The 21,585-nt window shown below is 44.4% G+C and carries 18 protein-coding genes and 1 pseudogene; 4 read left to right on the top strand and 15 right to left on the bottom strand.

The window, feature by feature from the left end:
- Positions 1 to 40: 40 nt before the first annotated feature.
- The 3 genes from ACED25_RS03640 to ACED25_RS03630 all read right to left on the bottom strand — a co-directional run bounded on the left by ACED25_RS03640 (position 41) and on the right by ACED25_RS03630 (position 3,637).
- The gene (locus ACED25_RS03640; RefSeq protein WP_371694648.1) at positions 41 to 490 is read right to left on the bottom strand and encodes a hypothetical protein; all 450 of its coding nucleotides are present in this window, start codon (positions 488 to 490) and stop codon (positions 41 to 43) included.
- A gap of 12 nt (positions 491 to 502) precedes the next feature.
- Positions 503 to 2,614: an LruC domain-containing protein gene (locus tag ACED25_RS03635; protein ID WP_371694647.1), complete on the bottom strand. Its 2,112-nt coding sequence runs from the start codon at positions 2,612 to 2,614 to the stop codon at positions 503 to 505.
- Between the two features lie 504 nt (positions 2,615 to 3,118).
- The gene (locus ACED25_RS03630; protein WP_371694646.1) at positions 3,119 to 3,637 is read right to left on the bottom strand and encodes an NUDIX hydrolase; all 519 of its coding nucleotides are present in this window, start codon (positions 3,635 to 3,637) and stop codon (positions 3,119 to 3,121) included.
- 370 nt (positions 3,638 to 4,007) lie between these two features.
- On the opposite strand from ACED25_RS03630, the gene ACED25_RS03625 reads away from it, so the two are divergent.
- Positions 4,008 to 4,262 carry a DUF333 domain-containing protein gene (locus ACED25_RS03625; protein WP_009845615.1) on the top strand — a complete coding sequence of 85 codons (255 nt, stop codon included), beginning with the start codon at positions 4,008 to 4,010 and terminating at the stop codon, positions 4,260 to 4,262.
- A gap of 211 nt (positions 4,263 to 4,473) precedes the next feature.
- On the opposite strand, the gene ACED25_RS03620 is transcribed toward ACED25_RS03625, so the two are convergent.
- Positions 4,474 to 5,352: a YdcF family protein gene (locus tag ACED25_RS03620; RefSeq protein ID WP_371694645.1), complete on the bottom strand. Its 879-nt coding sequence runs from the start codon at positions 5,350 to 5,352 to the stop codon at positions 4,474 to 4,476.
- A gap of 376 nt (positions 5,353 to 5,728) precedes the next feature.
- On the opposite strand from ACED25_RS03620, the gene ACED25_RS03615 reads away from it, so the two are divergent.
- From ACED25_RS03615 to ACED25_RS03605, 3 genes are all read left to right on the top strand, one after another.
- Positions 5,729 to 7,099 carry an L-serine ammonia-lyase gene (locus ACED25_RS03615; RefSeq protein WP_017100653.1) on the top strand — a complete coding sequence of 457 codons (1,371 nt, stop codon included), beginning with the start codon at positions 5,729 to 5,731 and terminating at the stop codon, positions 7,097 to 7,099.
- Between the two features lie 584 nt (positions 7,100 to 7,683).
- Positions 7,684 to 9,162: a peptide MFS transporter gene (locus ACED25_RS03610; protein WP_122046249.1), complete on the top strand. Its 1,479-nt coding sequence runs from the start codon at positions 7,684 to 7,686 to the stop codon at positions 9,160 to 9,162.
- 204 nt (positions 9,163 to 9,366) lie between these two features.
- Complete coding sequence (locus tag ACED25_RS03605; RefSeq protein WP_371694644.1) at positions 9,367 to 10,149, top strand: siderophore-interacting protein; 783 nt, start codon at positions 9,367 to 9,369, stop codon at positions 10,147 to 10,149.
- Positions 10,150 to 10,264: 115 nt separating this feature from the next.
- On the opposite strand, the gene gntR is transcribed toward ACED25_RS03605, so the two are convergent.
- The 11 genes and pseudogenes from gntR to ACED25_RS03550 all read right to left on the bottom strand — a co-directional run bounded on the left by gntR (position 10,265) and on the right by ACED25_RS03550 (position 21,578).
- Complete coding sequence (gntR, locus tag ACED25_RS03600; RefSeq protein WP_371694643.1) at positions 10,265 to 11,266, bottom strand: gluconate operon transcriptional repressor GntR; 1,002 nt, start codon at positions 11,264 to 11,266, stop codon at positions 10,265 to 10,267.
- 310 nt (positions 11,267 to 11,576) lie between these two features.
- The gene (gene pepE, locus ACED25_RS03595) at positions 11,577 to 12,308 is read right to left on the bottom strand and encodes a dipeptidase PepE (RefSeq protein WP_012600367.1); all 732 of its coding nucleotides are present in this window, start codon (positions 12,306 to 12,308) and stop codon (positions 11,577 to 11,579) included.
- Positions 12,309 to 12,332: 24 nt separating this feature from the next.
- Positions 12,333 to 12,539: pseudogene (locus ACED25_RS03590) on the bottom strand (peptidase T); the annotation flags it as partial.
- 244 nt (positions 12,540 to 12,783) lie between these two features.
- On the bottom strand, positions 12,784 to 14,292 hold the full coding sequence (gene gndA / locus ACED25_RS03585) for an NADP-dependent phosphogluconate dehydrogenase (RefSeq protein WP_371694642.1): 1,509 nt from the start codon (positions 14,290 to 14,292) through the stop codon (positions 12,784 to 12,786).
- A 3-nt stretch (positions 14,293 to 14,295) separates the two neighbouring features.
- Positions 14,296 to 14,793 carry a gluconokinase gene (locus tag ACED25_RS03580; RefSeq protein ID WP_371694641.1) on the bottom strand — a complete coding sequence of 166 codons (498 nt, stop codon included), beginning with the start codon at positions 14,791 to 14,793 and terminating at the stop codon, positions 14,296 to 14,298.
- Between the two features lie 117 nt (positions 14,794 to 14,910).
- Positions 14,911 to 16,233 (bottom strand): TRAP transporter large permease subunit, encoded by a 1,323-nt coding sequence (locus tag ACED25_RS03575; RefSeq protein ID WP_012600364.1) that lies wholly within the window; start codon positions 16,231 to 16,233, stop codon positions 14,911 to 14,913.
- Complete coding sequence (locus ACED25_RS03570) at positions 16,226 to 16,783, bottom strand: TRAP transporter small permease subunit (protein ID WP_102249350.1); 558 nt, start codon at positions 16,781 to 16,783, stop codon at positions 16,226 to 16,228. The genes ACED25_RS03575 and ACED25_RS03570 overlap by 8 nt, the downstream gene beginning before the upstream one ends.
- Before the next feature lie 65 nt (positions 16,784 to 16,848).
- Positions 16,849 to 17,865, bottom strand: a complete 1,017-nt coding sequence (locus ACED25_RS03565; RefSeq protein ID WP_009845626.1) for a TRAP transporter substrate-binding protein — start codon at positions 17,863 to 17,865, stop codon at positions 16,849 to 16,851.
- A gap of 200 nt (positions 17,866 to 18,065) precedes the next feature.
- Positions 18,066 to 18,968 carry a multidrug transporter gene (locus tag ACED25_RS03560; protein WP_371694640.1) on the bottom strand — a complete coding sequence of 301 codons (903 nt, stop codon included), beginning with the start codon at positions 18,966 to 18,968 and terminating at the stop codon, positions 18,066 to 18,068.
- 137 nt (positions 18,969 to 19,105) lie between these two features.
- The gene (gene phnR, locus ACED25_RS03555; RefSeq protein ID WP_371694653.1) at positions 19,106 to 19,810 is read right to left on the bottom strand and encodes a phosphonate utilization transcriptional regulator PhnR; all 705 of its coding nucleotides are present in this window, start codon (positions 19,808 to 19,810) and stop codon (positions 19,106 to 19,108) included.
- A 67-nt stretch (positions 19,811 to 19,877) separates the two neighbouring features.
- Positions 19,878 to 21,578, bottom strand: a complete 1,701-nt coding sequence (locus ACED25_RS03550; RefSeq protein WP_371694652.1) for a putative 2-aminoethylphosphonate ABC transporter permease subunit — start codon at positions 21,576 to 21,578, stop codon at positions 19,878 to 19,880.
- Positions 21,579 to 21,585: the final 7 nt, after the last annotated feature.

Genomic DNA, 21,585 nt, shown 5'->3' with positions numbered 1-21,585 from the left:
AGAAATACGCGAAACGGGGTTGTTCTATCTTTAAATTTAATTACGCAACAAAGCCTACATGATTGGGTAAAAGGAGAGTTGCAGAGAACTCAATATCTTGATTGATTGGGCTCCTCAGCACTTGTGAGGTGTAATCGACAACATCACCATTGAACTCTGTATAAATACTCATAAAACCTCGAGAACTTTGCGAGCTTGCTACGTCAACGTTTACAGACACTTCTCTCTCCGTAGAAAAATCAAAACCTTCCGGTATAGATAACTCAGATGATTTAATAGACTGCGGTATCACTACTGGAGCAGGTGTCACCACGTTATTGCTACCAACGGTCGAATTACTCGGAGGAGTAACGGAGACCGGAGCCGTAGTATTGCTCGGAGGAGCGACAGTACTTGGAGATGAAGCGGTACTATCACCTCCACCTCCGCCGCCACAAGCTGAAAGGAATACAAAGCCTACACCACTCAAAATTAGTTTGATTGTTTTCATAAATCCTCCTGATTAATCTTCCGTTGACCAAGTTTTGTTGGCGTTAGGGTTTTGGTACCACGTTGGTTTTGAAGCACCGCCTGATGTAGCCCACTCAGCAAACTCGGGGTACACCTCACTAACATCAATGTATTCTGATGGATGATTCCAAGATGATGAAATTAAGATACCCCAAGGCATGTTTTGTGTCGTTCGGTAGTATTTATCACTAGACGGGTCTGAATCATCTTGTGCAATACCATAGAAATCACTCACTAACGTGCCACGCGACGTTGGTGGGAAGTCCGCAGTATGGATTTCTAAGTCTTTCCCCGGCGATGTAGAGAAACTGTCACCATGGTAATAACCCGCTCCCGCACCAAAGATGAATGGGTCGAAGCCACTTAATGGCATCAGTGAACTCGCTGTGGGCTCGCTTCCAGAAGCAAACGGCAGAGAAATACTGAACGTCATTTGGTCAGCTTCTAAAGTGGGACTACAAGAAGGGTTAGTGCGGTGGAACATACACTCACCGTTAATCGGCAGATCATTTTTTAGGTTCAACGACGCGACAACAACGAGGTCTCCTCCTGGCGATGCAACACTTTTGTCTTCACCCGTAAACGGCGAAATATTTACCCGAGTCGCGCCATTCTTTTGCACTCGAGCCGTTTGAAGATCGACATCTGACTCATCGAAGCCATCAAGCTTCCATCCCAGTCCATTACCATAAGAAGCACCGTAGGCCATTATGGTTCCCGTAATATCCATTCGAAGCACTGCGTCCTCTTTACTTAAAATGGTGGTGCGGTAGTAAACCACAACGTCATTTAAGTCGAAGTCACCAACTTCTGGCCAATTATCTTCGAAGGCCGCTGTATAGTAATTCGAATGTTGAACCGTTGTGCCAGGATCCGTAACGTTAAACACGTAGTCCTCAACTTCACCATCACCAACATAACCGTCACTCGGAATGTTAGGGCTACTCGCTAAACGGAATCGAGTTTGTACGCTCCCAACGACAGCATCATCACCCACTCGAATAGGGACGACTTGGCTTCCATCTACAACAGAATGATTTTTTAATATCTGCTCGTCATCCTCAAAAGATCCATTCATATCCCAGTCAGCCCAAGCTTGCAGATAACCACTCCCCACAACGTTGACATTAATTAAACTGTCTAAGCCGACTTCAAGGTTCGTCAACAATGCAATTCCGTCATCATCATTTCCGCCAACATCCAAATCATCGCCGTTGGATGATGCACCCGGTTGGCCATCTGTATCGGCATCCACACTAGCACCTAAGTACAGTGTGGAAGATATCGCATGCTCAGCAGCGTTACTCGCCTGCAACGTTCCATAACTATCAGGAGCGTCACCAAAATCAGATTCATCTGAACTTTCTATTGGCGTAGTAAATCCAGATAAGTCCCAGTTACCGTCAAATGCCGAGAAAATCGGGTTGGGGAAACTACTGCTACTGCTCGTAACCGTTTCAAATTGTAGAGTTACAATCGAGGTATTCTTGTAGGTGAATTTTACAGCACCGGAGGTGTCGGTTTCCGAATAGTTCGTACCTGGCCCGGTGAATAGAACCGACGTTCCATCGGCACTCTCTTCCGCCGTCAAACTCGCGCTAGCACTACCAAGTTGATAACTGTAGAAACCTTCACTTTTAAACACTCTTACTTGCTCCGACTGCACGGGTTCGCCATCAATGTCATAGCCAATCATGTCAAATTCGGGAAGTGTATAAGGCACTGAGAACGTACCTGAGAGGCCATCCGTACCATCATAAAATTCAAAGGTATAGGTTAGACCTGCAGAGCCCGCAGAGTTAGTTTGATAGAGAAAACCAATATCTCCTGAGGGTTGTGTTGCACCAACTTTGTAGTTAGGAGCATGAAACAAAAATGTCGCATCACCGAACACACTACTAGACACTTTGGCATCTATTGTTTTTCCATCATGTGTACCAACATTGAGGAAGTGCATCGAAGATCCATCATAGGTTGGCCCAGCCCACGAACTGCTGCCGTTCGTCGCCTCTACATGATTTGAAAAGTCCAAATCTACCGTCGATGCATAGACAGGGGCACTGGCAACGGCCGTCATAAGATAAATAACTTGCTTGTATTTCATAGTAAACCTCGACTTCTTCTTCGCATGAGCGATTTCCTTGAAAAGTGTGTGAACTCTGAACGGCAAGTTAAAGAAGCGTCTCAGTTAACTCTGAAACAAACTATTCGCATCTTTGTTTATTATGTTGGTGCCGATAAAGCGAGCTGCTTAATACAAAGAAGCAAAAGAGAAGCCAAGTTTCCGATCGTCTTAAAACCACCATATACCATTGAAAAGTAAGACTTATTTTTCTAAATTAAAATTACAGTCAGAATGAAACGGTCTTTTCTTCAAAATAAGAATCAATTTGATGAGAGGTTAGTCAACTTGAAAGTCTGTTAGATAAGGAAACGTTCTATGCTGGTTGGAAACGGATAGGTTATTTACGGACTGGAGGCGTTTTGCTTAAAACTCAAATTACGATGGGTTAGCTCAACTAAAGGAGGGAGGAATTATTGTTGGTTCATGGTGAACAAAACTGTTTAAAACATTCTACTTTTAAACAGTTTTGATTTATTAAAAGGGTTACAGCATTTCCTTTGCGATTAGATGCAGCAAAAAGGTTTCACGTTCAATGCTCATGCCTTTTTTAGGGCTCTCAACCATGGTCTTTTCGTTGTGAGCGATCGCTTCATGGATATTCATCCACACCGGTTTCATCCCGTTTTTCACTTCGTAGTCTTCGTAAGCTGTTTCGCCAAGCTCACGATCAATCTTGCATGAGTAGCAGTAAGAAATCATGTGCATTATATCCGCGTCATCTTTATACCAAGGACGAAACTCTTCAAAAATACCGAACGGTTTAATACTGTGAATGTTCTTCGCACCCGTTTCTTCTTCAAGCTCACGGACCATACCTGCGATCACATCCTCACCGTCATCCAAACCACCACCAGGAATGGTGTAGTCGTGATAACGCTCTGTATAAAGCATCAAAATGTCTTCGCCATCTAACACAATCGCACGTGCAGCATTGCGCTTATATACCGTCTTATTGTCTAGGTGATCGATATCAGGGTGAATAGTGGTTTTTAGGTGTCTCATGATTCTGACTGCTCTACTGAATTTGGCGGCATCATATCATAATCATCAATAGATTCGACGCTCTCCGTCCCCTGAAAGAACACATCACCTCTGCTTTTGATCGCTGTTCACCCACGGCTATCTAGTAGAAATAACCATCAAGTAGCGCCTTATTGACGGAGGCCGTTCCTGTTAGAGCACCAGCTATGCCAGCATGATCAAACACTCAAAAAGCAGTTAAAAATAGCGAAATATCAACCTATTTCAATATCTTGACCAAATTAGAACAACCTTTTCTGAAATCTAAAATATACTAGTTTCATAGAGCTTCTAATCTGGTTCTGTAGAACTTAACGCATTCGATTATAGAGTTATCACGTAGGAGATAAACATGAAGAAAATTGGTTTGATGGCTGTATTTGCCGTTGTGTTGGGCGGTTGTGCAAACGACTATGCAGAATATAGCGAAGGCCAACGTGTTTCAGTGGCTAACCCAGCTGCGGTTTATTGTGTTCAACAAGATGGTGAATTAGACACCGTAACTGAAAACAATCAACGCACTACTTATTGTGTATTTGATGACGGTGAACGTATCGAACAGTGGGAATACTACCGCAACAACCATGAGCAAAAAGAAGAAAGCTAAGCTGCGACATCGTGAACTGTTGACGTAACACCTATACACGACGTTGACCCTTCACTAATGCCACCCTGTCAAATGACATGACATTAGGTAAACTGTTCGCTATCGAGCGGTCGGTTTACCTTACTATACACATCAACTTTATACACACATCACCTTTATACACAAAGCACCTTTGGGCTACCTACCAGTATTACTAATATTGGTGTTTTCGCTATCTCCACCAGCGATGTGTGTGATCTGATTCTGGATCTAAATAACGATTCAATAAAGTCAGGTTAGTATCGAGCAATGCTAGGTACTCCTTAACTTTTTCTATGTCGATTCCGACTGGGGTATTTTGGATGCAGGTCTCCAACACTGGAAGCAAGCTTTCTACGATATCAAAATGAGATGAACGCCCGACTAACTCCTTTGCCGCTAACAAGGCTTCCAAAGACAATCTTTCTGGCTCTCGTCTTACTGAATCCAAATCCCTCTTAAATGCACCCACAGAGACACCTTCAAGATAGACTCGGTAGGTCGTCAGAGCATCCATTAACAGAAACAATTGCCCTTGCTCTGTTTGATGAGGGTATGGCACTGCGACATGAGCCTCTCGCTGAGGATCTATTTGTAGTTCCACTCCAAGTGCAGAGCACTTCTCGACCAAAACCTTAAGCAAACCTTGCTCGTCCATCAGCGATTGAATCTCGAAGATACGTTGTAAGTGGTAGTCATTAGAAACGAACGTCACCGTCACACTCTGCCCGCGTGTAAACAGCCCACTTTCAATCATCTCTGAGGCCAAGTTTTGAATGTTCTCAACCGTATTTGTCGAATGCTGCTCAAGTAAAACCGCCCCTATGGGAAACGGATACTCACGTTGATTTTCAAGCTCTCGAAAATACTCGTGCATCATATCGGCTTCAGAAACGGTTTGGCCTTGTGTCACCCCACCACAGAACGCCACAGCCGTTTGCTGGTTCGACTCTTCAGCCAAAGGCCCAGCCAGATACTCAACTAAAGCATCAACTCGACTGATTCCTTCATTAGTCAATTTATTCTCATTAAGTCGCTTACCTAGCACAATAAGGAGGTGAATAATGCTCATTTTATGTTCAAGTCTCGTTTTAGTGATTAGATGGAGTGAATTATGTATACAATACTTATTAACAAAAGTATTTTGAAATTCTTACATGTTGCTATCAATAATGCTCACTATTGATAGCAACATCTCGGGTCATACAAGAATAGACGTGTCGCTTTAAAGCAAACATAGCACGCTCTTGTATTTCATCGCTCTATGCTTGCTCAACACGAGTTTCAATAAAAGAGACCTTTAAAGCAAAGAGCCAGCTCAATCGAATAACTGTTTCAGCCAAAGAACTGCTTCACCCAAAGAACAGGTTCACTCACAGAAGTGGAACTAACGAAATACAAATTTTACACAGAGTTCGTTCATCGAACCGTCTTCACAGGAAGTTACTATGCTGTCTATTTTTGATATCTACAAAATTGGGGTTGGACCGTCCAGCTCCCACACAAATGGACCAATGATCGCTGGGTTTAACTTTACCCAAAAAATTGATGCTCAGCTTACACAAGTAGAGCGTATTCAAATCGACTTATACGGCTCGTTATCATTAACGGGTATTGGTCACCATACAGACAGAGCAACCTTATTAGGTTTACTCGGCAACCGCCCCGACACCATTAAAATTACCAGTGCTAACAAAGCAATGCGTAAAGCAATTGAAGATAAGTCTCTACTGGTTAGCGGTAACCATGAAATTCACTTCGACGTAGAAAGCGACTTGCTGTTCCATAAAACCAACCTTCCGCTGCATGAAAATGGCATGACCATCTCTGCTTTTGACGCAAGCGGTAGTCTTTTAGAGATGGAAACATATTACTCAATTGGTGGTGGCTTTATCGCAACCGCTGATGAGCTACAAAATGGCAAGCAAGAAGCGAAAACGCAAGTTGAGTTCCCTTTTACTTCTGCTGACCAGCTACTTGAATTATCAGAGCAACAAGGACTTAGCCTTGGAGGCTTAATCCTGCGTAATGAAGTGTCTTTCCAAGGTATGGATGCGATTGACCAGAAAGCCGACCAAATCTGGAAGGTGATGTCTCTGTGCATGCAGCGAGGCTTCGACACCGAAGGCATCCTTGATGGCGGTCTTGAAGTGACGCGTCGAGCCCCTGCTCTTTTGAAAAAGCTTGAGGCCAATGCTTCGATTGAAAACGATCCAATGGAGATCATGGATTGGATTAACCTATTTGCCTTTGCTGTGAGTGAAGAAAACGCTGCGGGTGGACAAGTCGTAACATCGCCAACTAACGGAGCGGCTGGCGTTATCCCTGCGGTACTAATGTACTACCACCGCTTCATCAAAGAGCTAGACACCAAGCAGTTGAAAGACTTTTTAGCAGTCTCTGGCGCTATTGGCATCTTGTACAAAACCAACGCTTCGATTTCTGGTGCAGAAGTGGGTTGTCAGGGCGAAGTTGGCGTGTCTTCATCAATGGCAGCAGCAGGCTTAACCGCCCTACGCGGTGGTAGCAACGAGCAAATCTGTATTGCAGCTGAAATCGCTATGGAACACTCACTAGGCATGACATGTGATCCGATCGGTGGTCTTGTTCAGGTGCCATGTATCGAGCGCAATGCAATGGGCGCAATGAAAGCCATCAACGCATCACGTATGGCGCTGAAACGCACCAGTAAGTGTCTTATCTCGTTAGACAAGGTTATCGCAACCATGTACCAAACAGGTAAAGACATGAACAAAAAGTACCGTGAAACGTCCTTAGGTGGCTTGGCCGTGATCCACATGGCTCCTCCTTGTGAATAACCGCGAATACCAATCACAGTAAGTAAGTGATCATAAATAGCGCAGGAAAAAGGCTCAAGAACAAGGCGGCTCTTCTCGATAAGAAGTTTCGATAAGTAGTTATTCTACAATCAAAATTTCTAACGCAGTTATTGAGCGCTTTAACAAGCTAGGATGACCAGCTATTTACTACGATTGGTATAAAACACGAGTCGAGAAAGCCGCTGTAGAGACGGCATTCTCGTAAACGTCGTTTTCGATACCCAAACATAGCCAGCCACCAAGCTGGCTTTTTTATTGGCTAAAATCCAACAGCTAATTGAAAGTGATACTCACTTGAATATTTTACAAGATTACCACCTGTAACTTTCCTTTCTTGGCTCGCGAATTAGCAACAAATAAATCTGACCGACATTTACATAACCATCCACTAGCAAAATCTAATATTGCACATTTAATGCATGAGAAAAATGAATCGCCCGATAAGAAAAGATATAGAGAGCAAAGTAACGAACACAGCAAATGTTTCATTTTATGTATTGCTATTAATGATATTATAATTGGGTAATTACACTACATATCAACACAAATGTGAGAATAAAATAATGTGGAATAGATTAAACAAATCAATGATGTTCTGCCAAATGATGTTCGGACTTTCGTTCTATGGCGTCATGGTGATCTTGACTCGCTTCTTCCTTGAAGATCTGAACTACAACGAAGCCGACACCATGATGGTTGTTGGTGCTTTCTCTGCAATCGGACCGCTATTTGCTATCGCAGGCGGTTTCATCGCCGACAAATTTTTAGGCGCATACCGATCATTGACCATTGCCTTTCTCGGATTCGCAAGTGGTTATGGTCTACTGGTACTCGGTGCCGCAGCGACTAATGTTCCAATGGCTTTATGTGGTATTGCTTTAGCGAGTTATGCGCGTGGTTTGATGTCCCCTTCTTACCCAAGTCTTTACAAACGCACGTTCAAAACTCAAGAAGATTTCGAAAATTGCTACCCAATCAACTACTCAGTAAACAATATTGGTGCTCTATTAGGTCAATACCTGTTCCCAATGCTAGTGCTAGTTGTCGGTTTCCACGGTGGCTTCCTTCTCTCAGGTGTTCTAGCCGGTGCTGCACTTCTGATGATGCTCTTTGTTCGCAAAGGCCTTGTTGAAGCAAGTGCTGAAATCGACCAAAAACCAGTTAGCACGAAAAACTGGGCTGCGTTCCTCGGTCTTTCTGCTGCAATGATTGGCTTGGTATTTTTCATGTTCTCTAACATGGATATCGGCCAGAACATTGTGTACGCAATTGGTGGTGCAGCGATCATCTACTTTGTCTCTTTGATGATGAAATCGAAGAAATCAGACATGCTGAAAATGGGTACTATCTTAATCATCACATTCCTGACGACATGCTTCTTCGTGTACTACGGCCAAATGATGACGTCGATGACAATGGTAGCGATCAACACAATGCGTGGCGATCTACTCGGCTTCATCCCTGTAGCCCCAGAAGCTTCAATGGCAATGAACCCACTTTGGTGTATGGTTGCAGGCCCTATTATTACGGGTATCTTCTCTAAGCTAGAAAAGAAAAACATTCACTTCTCTACCGCAACCAAAGTAGGTTTCTCTTTCATTCTGACGGCGATCGCTTTCGGTATCTTAACGATGGCAGTAACGACCGTAGGTGAGGATATTCTGATTCGCCCTGAAGTGTTCTTAGCAATCCACTTCTTCCTGGCATTTGGTGAAGTTATTGTTGGTTCTATGGTTGTAGCCTTCATTCTGTCTGTTGCACCTAAGCACATCGAGAACTTCTCAGTAAGCTTATTCTCTGTAGCAATCGCAATGTCAGGCATTGTTGGTGCTGTATTCTCAACGTCTATTGCACTTGAGAAAGGCCAAGAGATCACACAAGAGATCGTTCAAACGGTTTACGGTGATTACTTCCAAATGCTGACTGTTCTAGCGGTTGTAATGGTGGGTATCGCAATGGCAGCATCGTTCATTATTCGTAAGATGCTAGACGCAGCGAAAGCTGCAGATGAGACGATTGAACTAGAGCAAGCAAACAGCTAATTCTGCTCACGTTAACACAGCTTTAATACGCCAAGCCCTTTAGTTTTCTAGAGGGCTTTTTTGTCGGTATGGATGCCAGGGTAAATAGATAGGTGATTCAAGTTACGTTGCGCTGTGTAAATCAAAGTAAATGATAACTATTAGTATTGAGTGTTTTTTAGTTCAGGATTATGATGTCGGAATCAAAACCTAAGAGAGCCTTATATGAGCAAGCCTAGCCCTATCACATTAACTGTTACTCAAACCTCAACCATTACACCGAACATGCAGCGTATAACGCTTAGCGGTGAAGGATTAAGTAAGTATCCAACCGAATGTGCCGGCGGCTACATCAAGCTTTTGTTCTCGCCACTCGGCACCACTGATTTGAGCCAACTGAACGAAGGTGAGCGCCCAACCATGCGCACTTACACCATTCGTCAGTACAACCCTGTAGAAAACTGGATTGAGGTTGATTTCGTTCGCCACATCACTACAGATTTGCAGTGTGGTTTTGCAGCTCGGTGGGCAATGAACGCGAAAGTGGGTGACACAGTTTCAGTGGCTGGCCCAGGTTTAATTCAAGGACTTAACCTAGAGTCAGACTGGTTCTTCTTAGTTGCAGACATGACATCCCTACCTGCGCTCTCTGCAAAAGTAAAATCGCTTCCAGAATACGCCGTAGGCCATGCCGTCATCCAGATCAATTCAGCAGCAGATAAACAAACGCTTGAAGCACCTCAAGGTATAAAAATCATTTGGTTAATTGAAGATGAAACTGAAGAAACACTTTCACAAACGGTTCGCAATTTAGAATGGTTAGACGGTCAGGTTTCAATTTGGACAGCGTGTGAGTTTGAAAGCATGCGCGAGCTGAGACAATACTTCCGAAACGAAAAAGAAGTCGCGAAAGAGAACATCTACATCAGCAGTTATTGGAAGCGTGGCGTCACTGAAGACGGCCACAAAGTGTTGAAGCAACAAGATGCTCAAGCTTTAGCGGGTTAAACCTGTCACGACATATATCTTCTTGCTAGATAAATAGAAAACGCCCTTAGCGAAGTTCATCTCGTTAAGGGCGTTTTAGTTTGAATCCGATGAAGATCAAAGCTGAAATGTAAAATTAAATACTCTCACCCACTTCAATCTCATAACCGAGATCCAGCTTCGCCACCCATTCATTGTTGCCTTGTAAACGCGCTACAACTTGCTCAGCAGCGACTTTACCGATCTGCTCCCTAGGTGTTACGACAGTCGCTAAACGCGGCGTCATCGCCACTGTGATGTCGTGTCCGTGGAAACCCGCAATCGCCATCTTCTCGGGAACTTGAATACCACGTCGTACGCATTCGTAAAAAGCACCAATCGCTAAATCATCGTTGGTACAGAAAATACCATTCACTTCAGGGTGCTTATCAAGTAACTCACCAATCAGTTTTGCGCCTAAAGTAAACGAGGACGCGTCTTCCGTTTGCAGCGTTACTGGCGTTTTATCGGCTTCTTGCATCGCATGCTCATATCCCGCCATTTTCAAGCGAGTACGTTCATCCATTCGAGCAGCCAAATAAGCGATATTGGTACGCCCTCGATCGAGCATGGTTTTAGTCATCGCTCTAGCCGCTTCAAAGTTATCAAAGCCCACTGCTTGTTCAATACGGGGAGACACCGAATCCATAATTTCAATCACAGGGATAGAAACAGTCTGCAGCATTTTACGCGCTCTATCTGTGTGCACATTTTCTGACAGGATAATCGCGTCAACGTTGTAAGAAAGCAGCGAAGCGATGCTTTGCTCTTCCAGTTCTGCGCTATAGCCATAGTGGGCAATCATGGTTTGGTAGCCTGCAGGCGCGGTGACTTGTTCAATGCCACGGATAACTTCGGCGAAAACTTGGTTAGTTAACGAGGGAACAAGAACACCGATAGCATTGCTTTTTGCGTTAGAAAGAATGTCTGGCGCACGATTAGGGATGTAACCTAACTCGTCGACTGCAGCGCTGATCTTATCTCGCAGTGCTTCTGATACCTGTGAAGAGTCTCTTAGACAGCGACTGACGGTCATTTTGGTGACACCAACTAGGTTGGCAACATCTTGTAATGTGGGACGTTTTTTCTTACTTAGCATACTGACAGCATCATGGTTACGATTAATGTTACTGGTAACATAGTAACGAATTTCGACTACTTTAGAAGAACTAAACACCTAAAACTTGATATCAGATCATAAACACACACGTCGCTTTGCCACCAATAAAACTAACAATACTTATTTTCGAAGACGATGTTCAATAAGTTCTCAACTTACACTTGATGTGTATATTACGTATTAAAAACCCCAACCTTGGATGATCAAGATTGGGGCTTGGTTTAACCCATTGCAATTGCGTACATAGCCAACCCCTATTAAGAGGCAGTAGCCTGTCTCTATTCGTTACCTAGCAACCGATGTCCATCAAGAATGCAAGATCGCTGTCCGCCGTGAACGTTTCAGCAAGTTGACCATGCTTAAAGAGCTTCATTGGCTTGCCTGTCGCGGTGTGGTACGTTAATTTTCCTTCACACACTTGCAGCATCGTCCCTTCAGGGATACCAACAACGACTTCACTTGGGTTCATGCACAAGAACTCTTCAATACGTTCATCACGTGTTTCGCCCATATGCCCAGAAATGGATGCTTCTATATAGTGAGGGTTAATCTGAAATGGCACAAAATTAAGCGCAGGCAAGATAGCAGCACTGACAATTGGCATATCATTAGTAGTACGGATCGTTGGGGTTGCGACATTTGTTCCCGCACTCCAACCAATAAACAGCTTACCTTTGTTGATCACAGCATCACGCATCGGTGTTACCAAGCCTAGGTCGTGAAGCATACGGTTAAGTACCCACGTATTACCGCCACTAATGATGATACCATCAACCTCTTTCAAGGCTTGCACTGGGTCTTCGGCTTCATGAATACTCACCACTTCGCAATCATATTCATCGAACACTTGCTGCAATTGCTGCGTGCGATCTGAGTATTGCCCTCGAATCATTGCGAATGGAATAAACAACATTTTTTTAGGCTGAGTCTTTTCCATCATTGGACGAATCCACTCTTTACCATACTCTAAAAGTGATGTGTCACCTGGTAACTTACCGTTACTAAATAGCATTACATTCATTACAACCTCACTACAATTTGCAAATTTACTATATATTATTTTGATATTCTCTTGAACTACAGCGCTTGCTGCTTCCAAAGGCTCTACGGGTAAGTATTCATAAATTGAGGGGAAGTAATGTGCGCCAGTAAACAAGTTCGGAAAAGGAATGACCTTTTGAGATAAAACAGTCCCGTCATAACCATAACGCGTAGGAATTGAACGCATTTCTATTCCAGTATTATTGGAATAATCGAAATCATTAAACATCTTTTCAATTTGGGGAAAACTTTTCTATAACAACCATGAAGTAATCAAGGGAATCTATTATCCCCACAACCAAAGGTGCGCAACCTATGATAGTCATGTTGAGATGATGGTCATACGTTATGGTGGCGTCAGTAGTTAATAGATTTATTCAACATTGTTGACATGTTTGTTTTGGTTTAAAACGAATAAAAATAACGCCCTCTTATTTGAGGGCGTTATTGATTGTTTAAGCGTTCACTTTTACTTCAGTTCTTGGAGACTGACTCCAAGTCACGTGAAACTTTTCTGCTTCATCTCTATCGACTCGCGAATAAGTATGAGAACCAAAATAGTCACGTTGCGCTTGCAGCAGATTTGCAGGCAACACCTCACAACGTAATGAGTCGAAGTAACTCAGAGCAGAGCTGATTCCCGGCATCGGCACACCATACAGAGCTGAGTTCGCTACCGCGATGCGCCAAGCAAGCTCACGCTCTTCCACTTGTTTGATGAAAGCCTCATCAAACAACAGGTTCGCCAGCTCAGCATTTTGTTGATAAGCCGATGTAATACCTTGCAAGAAAGCGGCACGAATAATACAACCCGCTCGCCAAATCTTAGCTATTTGAGTGAAATCGAGATTCCAACCCTCTTTGTCTGACGCTGTCTTCAATAAATCAAAACCTTGGGCATAAACAGACAGTTTGGCGCAATATAGGGCATCGTGAAGCTCAGACATAACCTCGGCTTTATCCAGCTGACTAGCATCAGCAATACTGCCTTTTAGAAGCTGACTACCTTGAATACGTTGTGATTTTTGACCGCTCATCGCACGTGCATAAACCGCTTGAGCAATGGTTGGGGTTGGACACCCTTCTTGAAGGCTGTTAACTGCCGTCCACAAACCCGTGCCTTTCTGACCTGCTTTATCAAGCACAACCTCAACGAACGGCTTACCCGTTACAACATCTTCTTGTTGAAGAATATCGGCACTGATTTCCATCAGGTAACTATTAAGTACACCGTTGTTCCATTGCTCAAAGACTTGTCCAATCTCTTGAGCTGGCATATCAAGCACATCACGCATGAACTGGTAAACTTCACAAATTAGCTGCATGTCGGCATATTCAATACCGTTGTGTACCATTTTCACATAGTGCCCTGAGCCAGAAGGACCTACATACGCCGCGCACGCTTCACCCACTTCAAACTGACCAACCGGTAGTCCATTAGCATCCACTTTTGCAGCAATCGCTTCCCACATCGGTTTCACATATTGCCAAGCCGATTGGTCACCACTCGCCATGAGCGCTGGGCCAACACGAGCGCCTTCTTCACCACCAGAAACGGCGGTGCTAAAGAAGCGCAGTTTGCCTTTGTAGCTCACTTCACGCACCTCGGTATCTGCCCAAAGGCTGTTACCTGTATCGATAACAATGTCGTCATTTTCTAAGCCAGCATCAAGCAAGCTATTCACGACGATATCGACAGGTTTTCCAGCAGGAACCGACAAAGCGATTACACGCGGCTTCGCGAGCCCTTGCAGCACATGTTCAAGGCTAGTCCCTTGTGTGAACTGACCTTTACCAGTAAACGATTCATTAAGCAGCTTTGCTTCTGAACTGGCGCGATCAATGTTGTCTGTATTCAAATCAAAGCCAGCAACGTTAAAGCCGTTATCCAGTAGGTTGAGCGCTAAGCTTTTGCCCATCACTCCTAAACCAATCATCGCGATGTCATTTTTAATCTGAGTCATGGTTTAGCCTATCTGCTTAATTTGTGTAAGTGCACTTTCGAGAACTTGTTCAACATCTTGCGAGATATCGACAAATAACGCTTCACCTAGCTCAGGCTCAACCAAGGTTGCGAATTGGCTTTTCAACATTTCTTGACCATTAAAGTAATGGTTTTCGCGAGCTTTATGGCGATTCCAAATCGTATCGAAACTGCCCTGAAGGTATATAATCACTAAGTCTTCATTGTTCTCGCGCAGAATCTCGCGGTATTGAGGTTTCAATGCAGAGCATGCGATCACAGCACTTGGTTGTTCGATATATTGCTTATTCAGTGTTTCTAGCCATCCTTGACGATCTTCGTCAGTCAGCGGAATACCTTGACGCATTTTTTCTACATTGCTTTGTGGATGGAAGTCATCGCCATCAAAGAATTGAAATTCTAAAGCCTGCGCGATACGGCTACCAATCAGGCTTTTTCCGCATCCAGATACGCCCATCACTAGTATTTTTTTGCTTTTCATAAGGCAAGCCTTCCCTAAGCCCCACCAAAACAGGGGCTGACAATCGAATCTAATAGTTAAACTTGTGTTGCTGTTGATAGGTTCCTGAACGTTATACTCACTCAGGAACCTTTGCTGTTATTGCCACCAAAGCGCGAGCTGAGGGAAGATAATAACCAATGCCAGAACCAATACTTGAAGTGCAATAAACGGCAGTAATGAAGAGAAAATCTCACCTAAGCTGATGTCTTTTGGTGCTACTGATTTCAAGTAGAATGCCGCAGGACCAAACGGCGGTGACAAGAACGACACCTGCATGTTTAGGCAGAACACAACGCCGAACCATACTGGGTCAAAACCAAGGCCAGTGATGATTGGAACGAAGATTGGCATTGTTAGAAGTGCTACACCTACCCAGTCAAGGAACATGCCTAGTACCAACAAAATAGCCATCATGATTAATAGCGTTACTGTCGCGTTACCGCCACTGAGCGCAAGGATGGTTTCTTCAACAAAATCAATGCCGCCCATCAGGTTGTAGATACCAACCAATGCGCTTGCACCGATACCAATCCACATGATCATGCCGCAAGTACGCATGGTTGCGATGGCACTCTCTTTCAGCATGTTGTAGTTCAGCTCACCACGGATTAGTGCACTGATCATGATGCCAACTACACCCAAAGCAGACGCTTCTGTTACTGATGCGATACCTGTGTAGATACTGCCCAAAACCGTTGCGACAGAAAGCAATGGGAAGAACAGAGCTTTGAAGTAGCTTGGCTGATTGGCGATGTCTTCTTCTGTCTCATCATCACTTGGAATTGGCGCAAGAGAAGGATTCAGCTTACAGCGAATCAATACGTAGCCAATGTAACAGCCCGCAAGGATAAACGCTGGCAAGAAAGACGCTTTGAACAGGTCGCCAATCGATACGCTGGCTGTCATACCGTAGATGATCAGTACGATACTTGGCGGAAGCATGGTACCAAGTGCGCCACCTGCACAGGTTGTACCAATAGCAAGCTTACGGTCATAACCTAAACGAAGCATTTGTGGCAGTGCCAGAATACCCAGTAGTACCGTTTCACCACCGATAACGCCCGACATCGAAGCCAATAGAACCGCGACTAATAAGGTTTGTACTGCCACACCACCACGAACTTTACGGCCGACAGATTTCATTGCATCAAACAAATCGCGAGCAATGCCCGAACGGTCTAATAAAGCCGCCATCAAAACGAACATCGGTACTGCTAAGAACACATAACCAGAAGCAAAACTGTAGGTACGGCTTGCGATCAAAGGTAAGGCATCAGGGCCAAACCAGCATAGAGTGAAGAAAATCGCGACAAAGCCTGTTACGAACGCTAGCTGCATACCGGTCAGTAGCAAGCCAATCATCATAACCAGCATGAGCAAACTGCCCCATGCGATACCAATAGAAGATAAATCAAACATCGTCATTCTTCCTTAGACCCATCAACTCTTGGATTAGGTGCAATACAAACTGGACAACAAGAACACACAAAACGACAAAGATCAGGCCTTTCAGCAGCGCAGGATAAGGCGCGTTTAACACTGAACCTGATGTTTCAAGGCGGAATTCACCCCAAGGTGCAAACCATGCTTCCTCTGCGGTGAAGTAAGCCGCATAAGCGAGCATGCCGGCAAAGGCCAAACCTACAATGTGGTGAACAAGATTAAGATATTTGCGTGCTTGGTTAGAGACTGAGTCGTAAATAAGAACCACACGTACATGCTTATTCGCAGCCAACGCGTAGATGCCACCAATAATGAATAATGAACCACCGATGAAAGAAGCTGTTTCATGTACCCATGTGGTCGGGGCATCGAATGCGTAACGCATCACAACTTCATAAAATGAAATCAATACAGTAAAAATAAACAACCAGCTAACGAGATTACTGAACTTTATAACAAAACGATCAAGCGCATTTCTTGGTTGCTCGTCGTTTTCAGCTGGGGCGTGGGGGATTTTATCGGTCATGAGCCAAATTTCCTGGGAGAATACGGGAGAGCAATGCCCTCCCCCGTCAGTAAACTAAGTTTAAATTACAGTAAGCCGTTTTCTTCTAGGAACACAGTCACTGAGGTGTAAACTTTTCCTGCGTTATCAGAACGCTCTGCAAATACTTTCCATTGACCTTTCGCGATTTCACGGAACTTTTTACGTTCTTCTTGAGACCAATCATGGATAGTGATTTCTGGGTTCGCTTGAGCTTCTTTCAATGCCGCTTGGTCAGCCATTTTCAGCTGAGTTGTCATGTCGTAAGAGAAGTCACGCACTGATGTTTGCAGCATTGTTTGTAGATCAGCTGGCATCTTGTCCCATTTCTTCTGAGAGATAGAGATATCGATAAGCGGTAGTGAATGGAAACCCGGTTGAACTGGGTGAGTAGCGATATCGTTCATGCCCGCTTTTTGGTTGGTAGAAAATACCGTGTAGTCCGCAGCATCAATTACGCCTTTGCTTAGGCCAGTAAATACTTCAGAACCCGGCAGGTTTACTGGAGTCGCACCCGCCGCTGCAAATACTTGTTGAACTAGGCCCTCAGGCGCACGTAATTTCAGGCCTTTAAGATCCGCAACACCATCGATTGGCTTTTTAGAAATGAAAGATTCAACACCCGTCGTAGAAGCACCAACAAACTGAACTCCGTAAGGCTTGTACAGTTCGGTCATTAGCTCATTACCACCACCGTAGTTCATGTACTGAAGCAGTTGTGTTGTGTCTGACCATGCGCCAACCATGTTACCGATAAGACCAAATGCTGGATCTTTACCAGAGAAGTAACCTGTTGCTGTGATGTGACCATCTAGGATGCCCATTTTGATCGCGCCTAGCGTTTCTGTGTGCTTAACCACAGCGCCTACAGGCAGAAGATCGATATCAATACGTCCGTTAGACATCGTCTCTACGCGCTCAGCCCACTTCTGCTGAACTTTGAAGTTCAAGTCACCAGAAGGATCTGAAGATTGAATTTTAAGTTTAAAGTCTGCAGCCATTGCTGAAGTAGCAAATAGACCAGTGAGGGAGGCAGCAATCAGCGTTTTAGTCAGAGCTTTCATTTGGGTATCCTTATGAGTTTCACAGAGTCCGGTTTGTAATTATATGTTACCGGTAACGTTGAGTTGGATGTTACCGGTAACCTTACAGCCTTGTCTATGAGAAGGATCACATCTTTAACATTAGTAAAACGTTTGCTATCAATAAGAAAAATGCGACTGAAAAGTCACATTATAGGTTGGAGGTAAAGTTTAATTTCTTTTTAAGTCAGTGAGATAATTAAACCTGCAATGATAAAAACGACGCCTACACCACGTGTAACGTGCCACTTTTCCTTTAAAAAGTAGATCCCCATCACTACGCCGAAGATGATACTTACTTGCCTAAGAGCGACAACCAAGCTGACGTTCTCTGTCATAGTCATCGCAAATAACACCAAACCATAAGTCGAAGCCATCATAATGCCTGCAAGCGTGGCTTTCTTTCGCAGTATCCAAGCATTAGTAAACTCGATTCTTTGGTTGGTTACGAATAACCAAACACTCAGCGGAATCACAATCGCCCAAAACTGAATGCCTAGGTAGAAAATCGCGGTGTGCTTGTTTGTGATAATAGATGTGCTTAACGGTTCTAATAGTAGAAGCGCCTCTTTATCAATGATCGAATAGCCCGTGGTACCAATAGCGGCGATTAACGCCCACAACACGCCGAGGTTGAGATACGCTTTTAACCTAAGATCTGAAAACTGCTTTAGTGGTACAAACATGCAGCCTAAGGTTATTAAAGTGAACCCAATCCATTGATTCGCCGACAATTCATAGCCTATCAACACCGTGCCTAAACCCACCATCAACACAGGCAGTGCCCGTGCCATTGGGTAAATCACACCGATATCAGCTTGTTTGTAGGCCGCGCCTAGCCCAATCAAATAGATGATTTGACAGATCCCACTCAAGAAAACCAGTTGCCAGAATGGAAGTGAGATATTTGACAGTCCTACACTGTGAACATACCAGAGCAAGTAAGGCGTCAATATCGCTGCGGCGGCAAAGCCAGAGGCTAAGAAGAATGACGAACCCGATCCTTGATTAGATTTACCTAGAACGTTCCAACCCGCATGAAGCAAAGCCGAAACAATCACGATGACAATGGCAGAGAATTCCATTTCATTCCTAAATTATTGATGAATTAGCACAACGGCTGACAACCGGTGATAAAAAAGGCCTCCGAATAAGAGGCCTTTGATCGTTTCAATTGGGCAATACTGCATAATTGCAGATATGCCAGCATTCTAAAGTATGACTATCGGTCTAGCTGGGCTATCGACTCAATGCTGATCGCATCATGACGCCAATACTCAATATCGCAGTCAATCAAATCACCGTTCTGATTGTAGTTAACACGCTCAACCACCATAGCCGGAGAACCCGAAGTCGCACGCAGTGCTTGCGCTGTTTCACCTAGTAAAGACGTTGTGCTCACACGGTAACGTATCTTCTGATACACCACGCCAAAGTGCTCTCGGTAGATGTCCGTCAACGACTTAGACAAGTCGTAGTCAAGCAAGTTAGGGAACAGCTCAGGTCGAATGTAGTTGGTCACATACACAACGGGTCTGTCTTCAAGATAACGAACTCTGTCTACTCGATAAACATCCGAAAAAGGTTGCAGCTCAAGAAGCCTAGTTGCTTCCTTGGTTGCTAACATGCCTTTCGCCGCCACCAACTCTGTTTTTGGCTTACGATTCTGCGACAAAGCCATATTCGTGAAGTTCAGCGTTTGTGTTGGATCGTAGCGCAGTGGCGCTGGAGAGATAAACCAACCACGTCGGTCTTCTCGAAAAATTCGTCCTTCCGCTTCAAGTGAAGACAAGGCTTCACGCAACGTAACTCGTGTTGTATCAAACGATTCAGCCAGTTTTCGCTCCGCAGGCAGCTTCTGTCGTGGTGTTAACATCCCCGACTCTATCTGCTCTACGATGACATCTTTGATTTTTACGTACTGCACTTCATTTCCTTTCATTCTTGTTCTTGTCGTCAGCCACTCCTTGGCCAACTGCAATATAAGTGGTTCGCTAGCGTTTACGCCAAGCTTGGGTGCGCTTCTCGAATAACTTGTTGATTAGCATATGAATCAACTTCGCGCTCGCTGCCGATATCATAATCATCACCGCCATGGCAGCTGCTGCACCCGTTTGCCCCGCATCATCCATATTCAGTACTGAAACTGACGCAGGTATCGTATCGGTAGAATACAAGAATACTACCGCAGATGTCGTGGTAAGTGCATTAATAAACAAGTATGTCGCAATATCTAAAATCGCAGGCAAACAAACCGGCACCGTTACCTTAAAGAACAGCTTGTATTGCGGTAGGTTAACTGAAGCCGCCGTTGCTTCTATCTCTTCAGGCAGCTGTTTTAATGCGGTTAATGCCGTCATGTGCCCTACCGTGTAGTAGTGAACCACGGTGTTGATCACCAAGAACGCCATCGTGCCATACAAGAAGTTAAGTGGGTTGCTCAAGTCATTAAAGTAGAAGATGTACCCCAAACCCAACACCATACCCGGAACCGCCATCGGCACAACACTGAGCATCTGCATTGCCTGACGAACGGGATCAAATGCTCTGCCTTTCTCAATGCAGTACGCACCCAAGAAAATCAGCACTGTACCGATAATAGCAGTCCATGCACCCAGCGTTAGAGAGTTGAAGAACGGCGTCCAACCATAGGTACTCATTTCTGCGAAGTTGTAGTTATTCAAGGTGAGTGCTTTGTTCCAAGGCCAGAACGTGACCATTGAACCGTATATCGCCATGCCTAGCACGATAACCACAGCAGCAGAGATGATGGTGCAATAGAGCAAACACACGCCATCACGTAGAGTGTTTGGTTCAGGTTGGTACGCGACGGATCGAGTATCAAACAAGCTCTTCTGTTTCTTTTGAACCCAGCGATCCACTGTAAACGCAAGCAGTGCAGGCAACAGCAACAAAATACTGGTCACTGCACCCATAGAGAAATTCTGTTGCCCTACCACTTGTTTAAAGATGTCAGTCGATAGAACGTTATAACTGCCACCAATCACCTTTGGCACACCAAAGTCACAAACCACCAACGTAAATACAACGATCAGCGTGCTGATCAAACCATACTTTGCCGCAGGTAGCGTCACCATGAAAAAGGTTTTTAAAGATGAAGTATTGAGTGCACGTGCCGCCTCATACAGACGAGCATCAGAGGTTCTTAACGAGGTGGTCAGAATCATCAAGGCGTGTGGAAAAGTCCAGAATATTAAGCCGAGTGATATACCAATCAAACCGTATACCGAATTCCCCCCTAACACTTCTTTGGCGATACCTTGGTTACCAAATAAGAAGATCAAACTGATCGCAGGAAGCAACGACGGAGCTAGAATCGGCGCTGAACCCAACACCTGAAAAAGCCCCTTGAAAGGCATACATGAACGAGTCAACGCATAGGCATAACCAAACGCTAATACACCCACGACAACCGTTACTAACAGCCCAAGTGTAAACGTGTTACCTACCGACTGCCAGAGGCTCTGCGAAGCAAAATACGTTGCGAAATTCTGTAATCCTACAAATTCACCGTCTGCGTTCTGAACACTTTTTTTCAACATTGCCCACAGTGGCATCAGAATGAATAGCGTCATGACCACTGACAAAAAAGCCAGAAGCCCGAATAGGATTACGTTGTCTTTAGCAAGAAAAGGCGTTACTCGTCGTTGAATTAGCAGCTTAGATTGCATCATTTGAGTC

Source organism: Vibrio sp. 1F263 (genome assembly GCF_041439035.1).
Lineage (GTDB): Bacteria > Pseudomonadota > Gammaproteobacteria > Enterobacterales > Vibrionaceae > Vibrio > Vibrio tasmaniensis_A.
The sequence above is the reverse complement of the archived record's forward strand: the minus strand, read 5'-3'. Positions and strand labels throughout refer to the sequence as shown.

Bases quoted from the DNA above. Each gene is read 5' to 3' on its own strand.
- ACED25_RS03640 (WP_371694648.1), bottom strand. From the start codon at position 490: ATGAAAACAATCAAACTAATTTTGAGTGGTGTAGGCTTTGTATTCCTT.
- ACED25_RS03635 (WP_371694647.1), bottom strand. From the start codon at position 2,614: ATGAAATACAAGCAAGTTATTTATCTTATGACGGCCGTTGCCAGTGCC.
- ACED25_RS03630 (WP_371694646.1), bottom strand. From the start codon at position 3,637: ATGAGACACCTAAAAACCACTATTCACCCTGATATCGATCACCTAGAC.
- ACED25_RS03625 (WP_009845615.1), top strand. From the start codon at position 4,008: ATGAAGAAAATTGGTTTGATGGCTGTATTTGCCGTTGTGTTGGGCGGT.
- ACED25_RS03620 (WP_371694645.1), bottom strand. From the start codon at position 5,352: ATGAGCATTATTCACCTCCTTATTGTGCTAGGTAAGCGACTTAATGAG.
- ACED25_RS03615 (WP_017100653.1), top strand. From the start codon at position 5,729: ATGCTGTCTATTTTTGATATCTACAAAATTGGGGTTGGACCGTCCAGC.
- ACED25_RS03610 (WP_122046249.1), top strand. From the start codon at position 7,684: ATGTGGAATAGATTAAACAAATCAATGATGTTCTGCCAAATGATGTTC.
- ACED25_RS03605 (WP_371694644.1), top strand. From the start codon at position 9,367: ATGAGCAAGCCTAGCCCTATCACATTAACTGTTACTCAAACCTCAACC.
- gntR (WP_371694643.1), bottom strand. From the start codon at position 11,266: ATGCTAAGTAAGAAAAAACGTCCCACATTACAAGATGTTGCCAACCTA.
- pepE (WP_012600367.1), bottom strand. From the start codon at position 12,308: ATGAATGTAATGCTATTTAGTAACGGTAAGTTACCAGGTGACACATCA.
- gndA (WP_371694642.1), bottom strand. From the start codon at position 14,292: ATGACTCAGATTAAAAATGACATCGCGATGATTGGTTTAGGAGTGATG.
- ACED25_RS03580 (WP_371694641.1), bottom strand. From the start codon at position 14,793: ATGAAAAGCAAAAAAATACTAGTGATGGGCGTATCTGGATGCGGAAAA.
- ACED25_RS03575 (WP_012600364.1), bottom strand. From the start codon at position 16,233: ATGTTTGATTTATCTTCTATTGGTATCGCATGGGGCAGTTTGCTCATG.
- ACED25_RS03570 (WP_102249350.1), bottom strand. From the start codon at position 16,783: ATGACCGATAAAATCCCCCACGCCCCAGCTGAAAACGACGAGCAACCA.
- ACED25_RS03565 (WP_009845626.1), bottom strand. From the start codon at position 17,865: ATGAAAGCTCTGACTAAAACGCTGATTGCTGCCTCCCTCACTGGTCTA.
- ACED25_RS03560 (WP_371694640.1), bottom strand. From the start codon at position 18,968: ATGGAATTCTCTGCCATTGTCATCGTGATTGTTTCGGCTTTGCTTCAT.
- ACED25_RS03550 (WP_371694652.1), bottom strand. From the start codon at position 21,578: ATGATGCAATCTAAGCTGCTAATTCAACGACGAGTAACGCCTTTTCTT.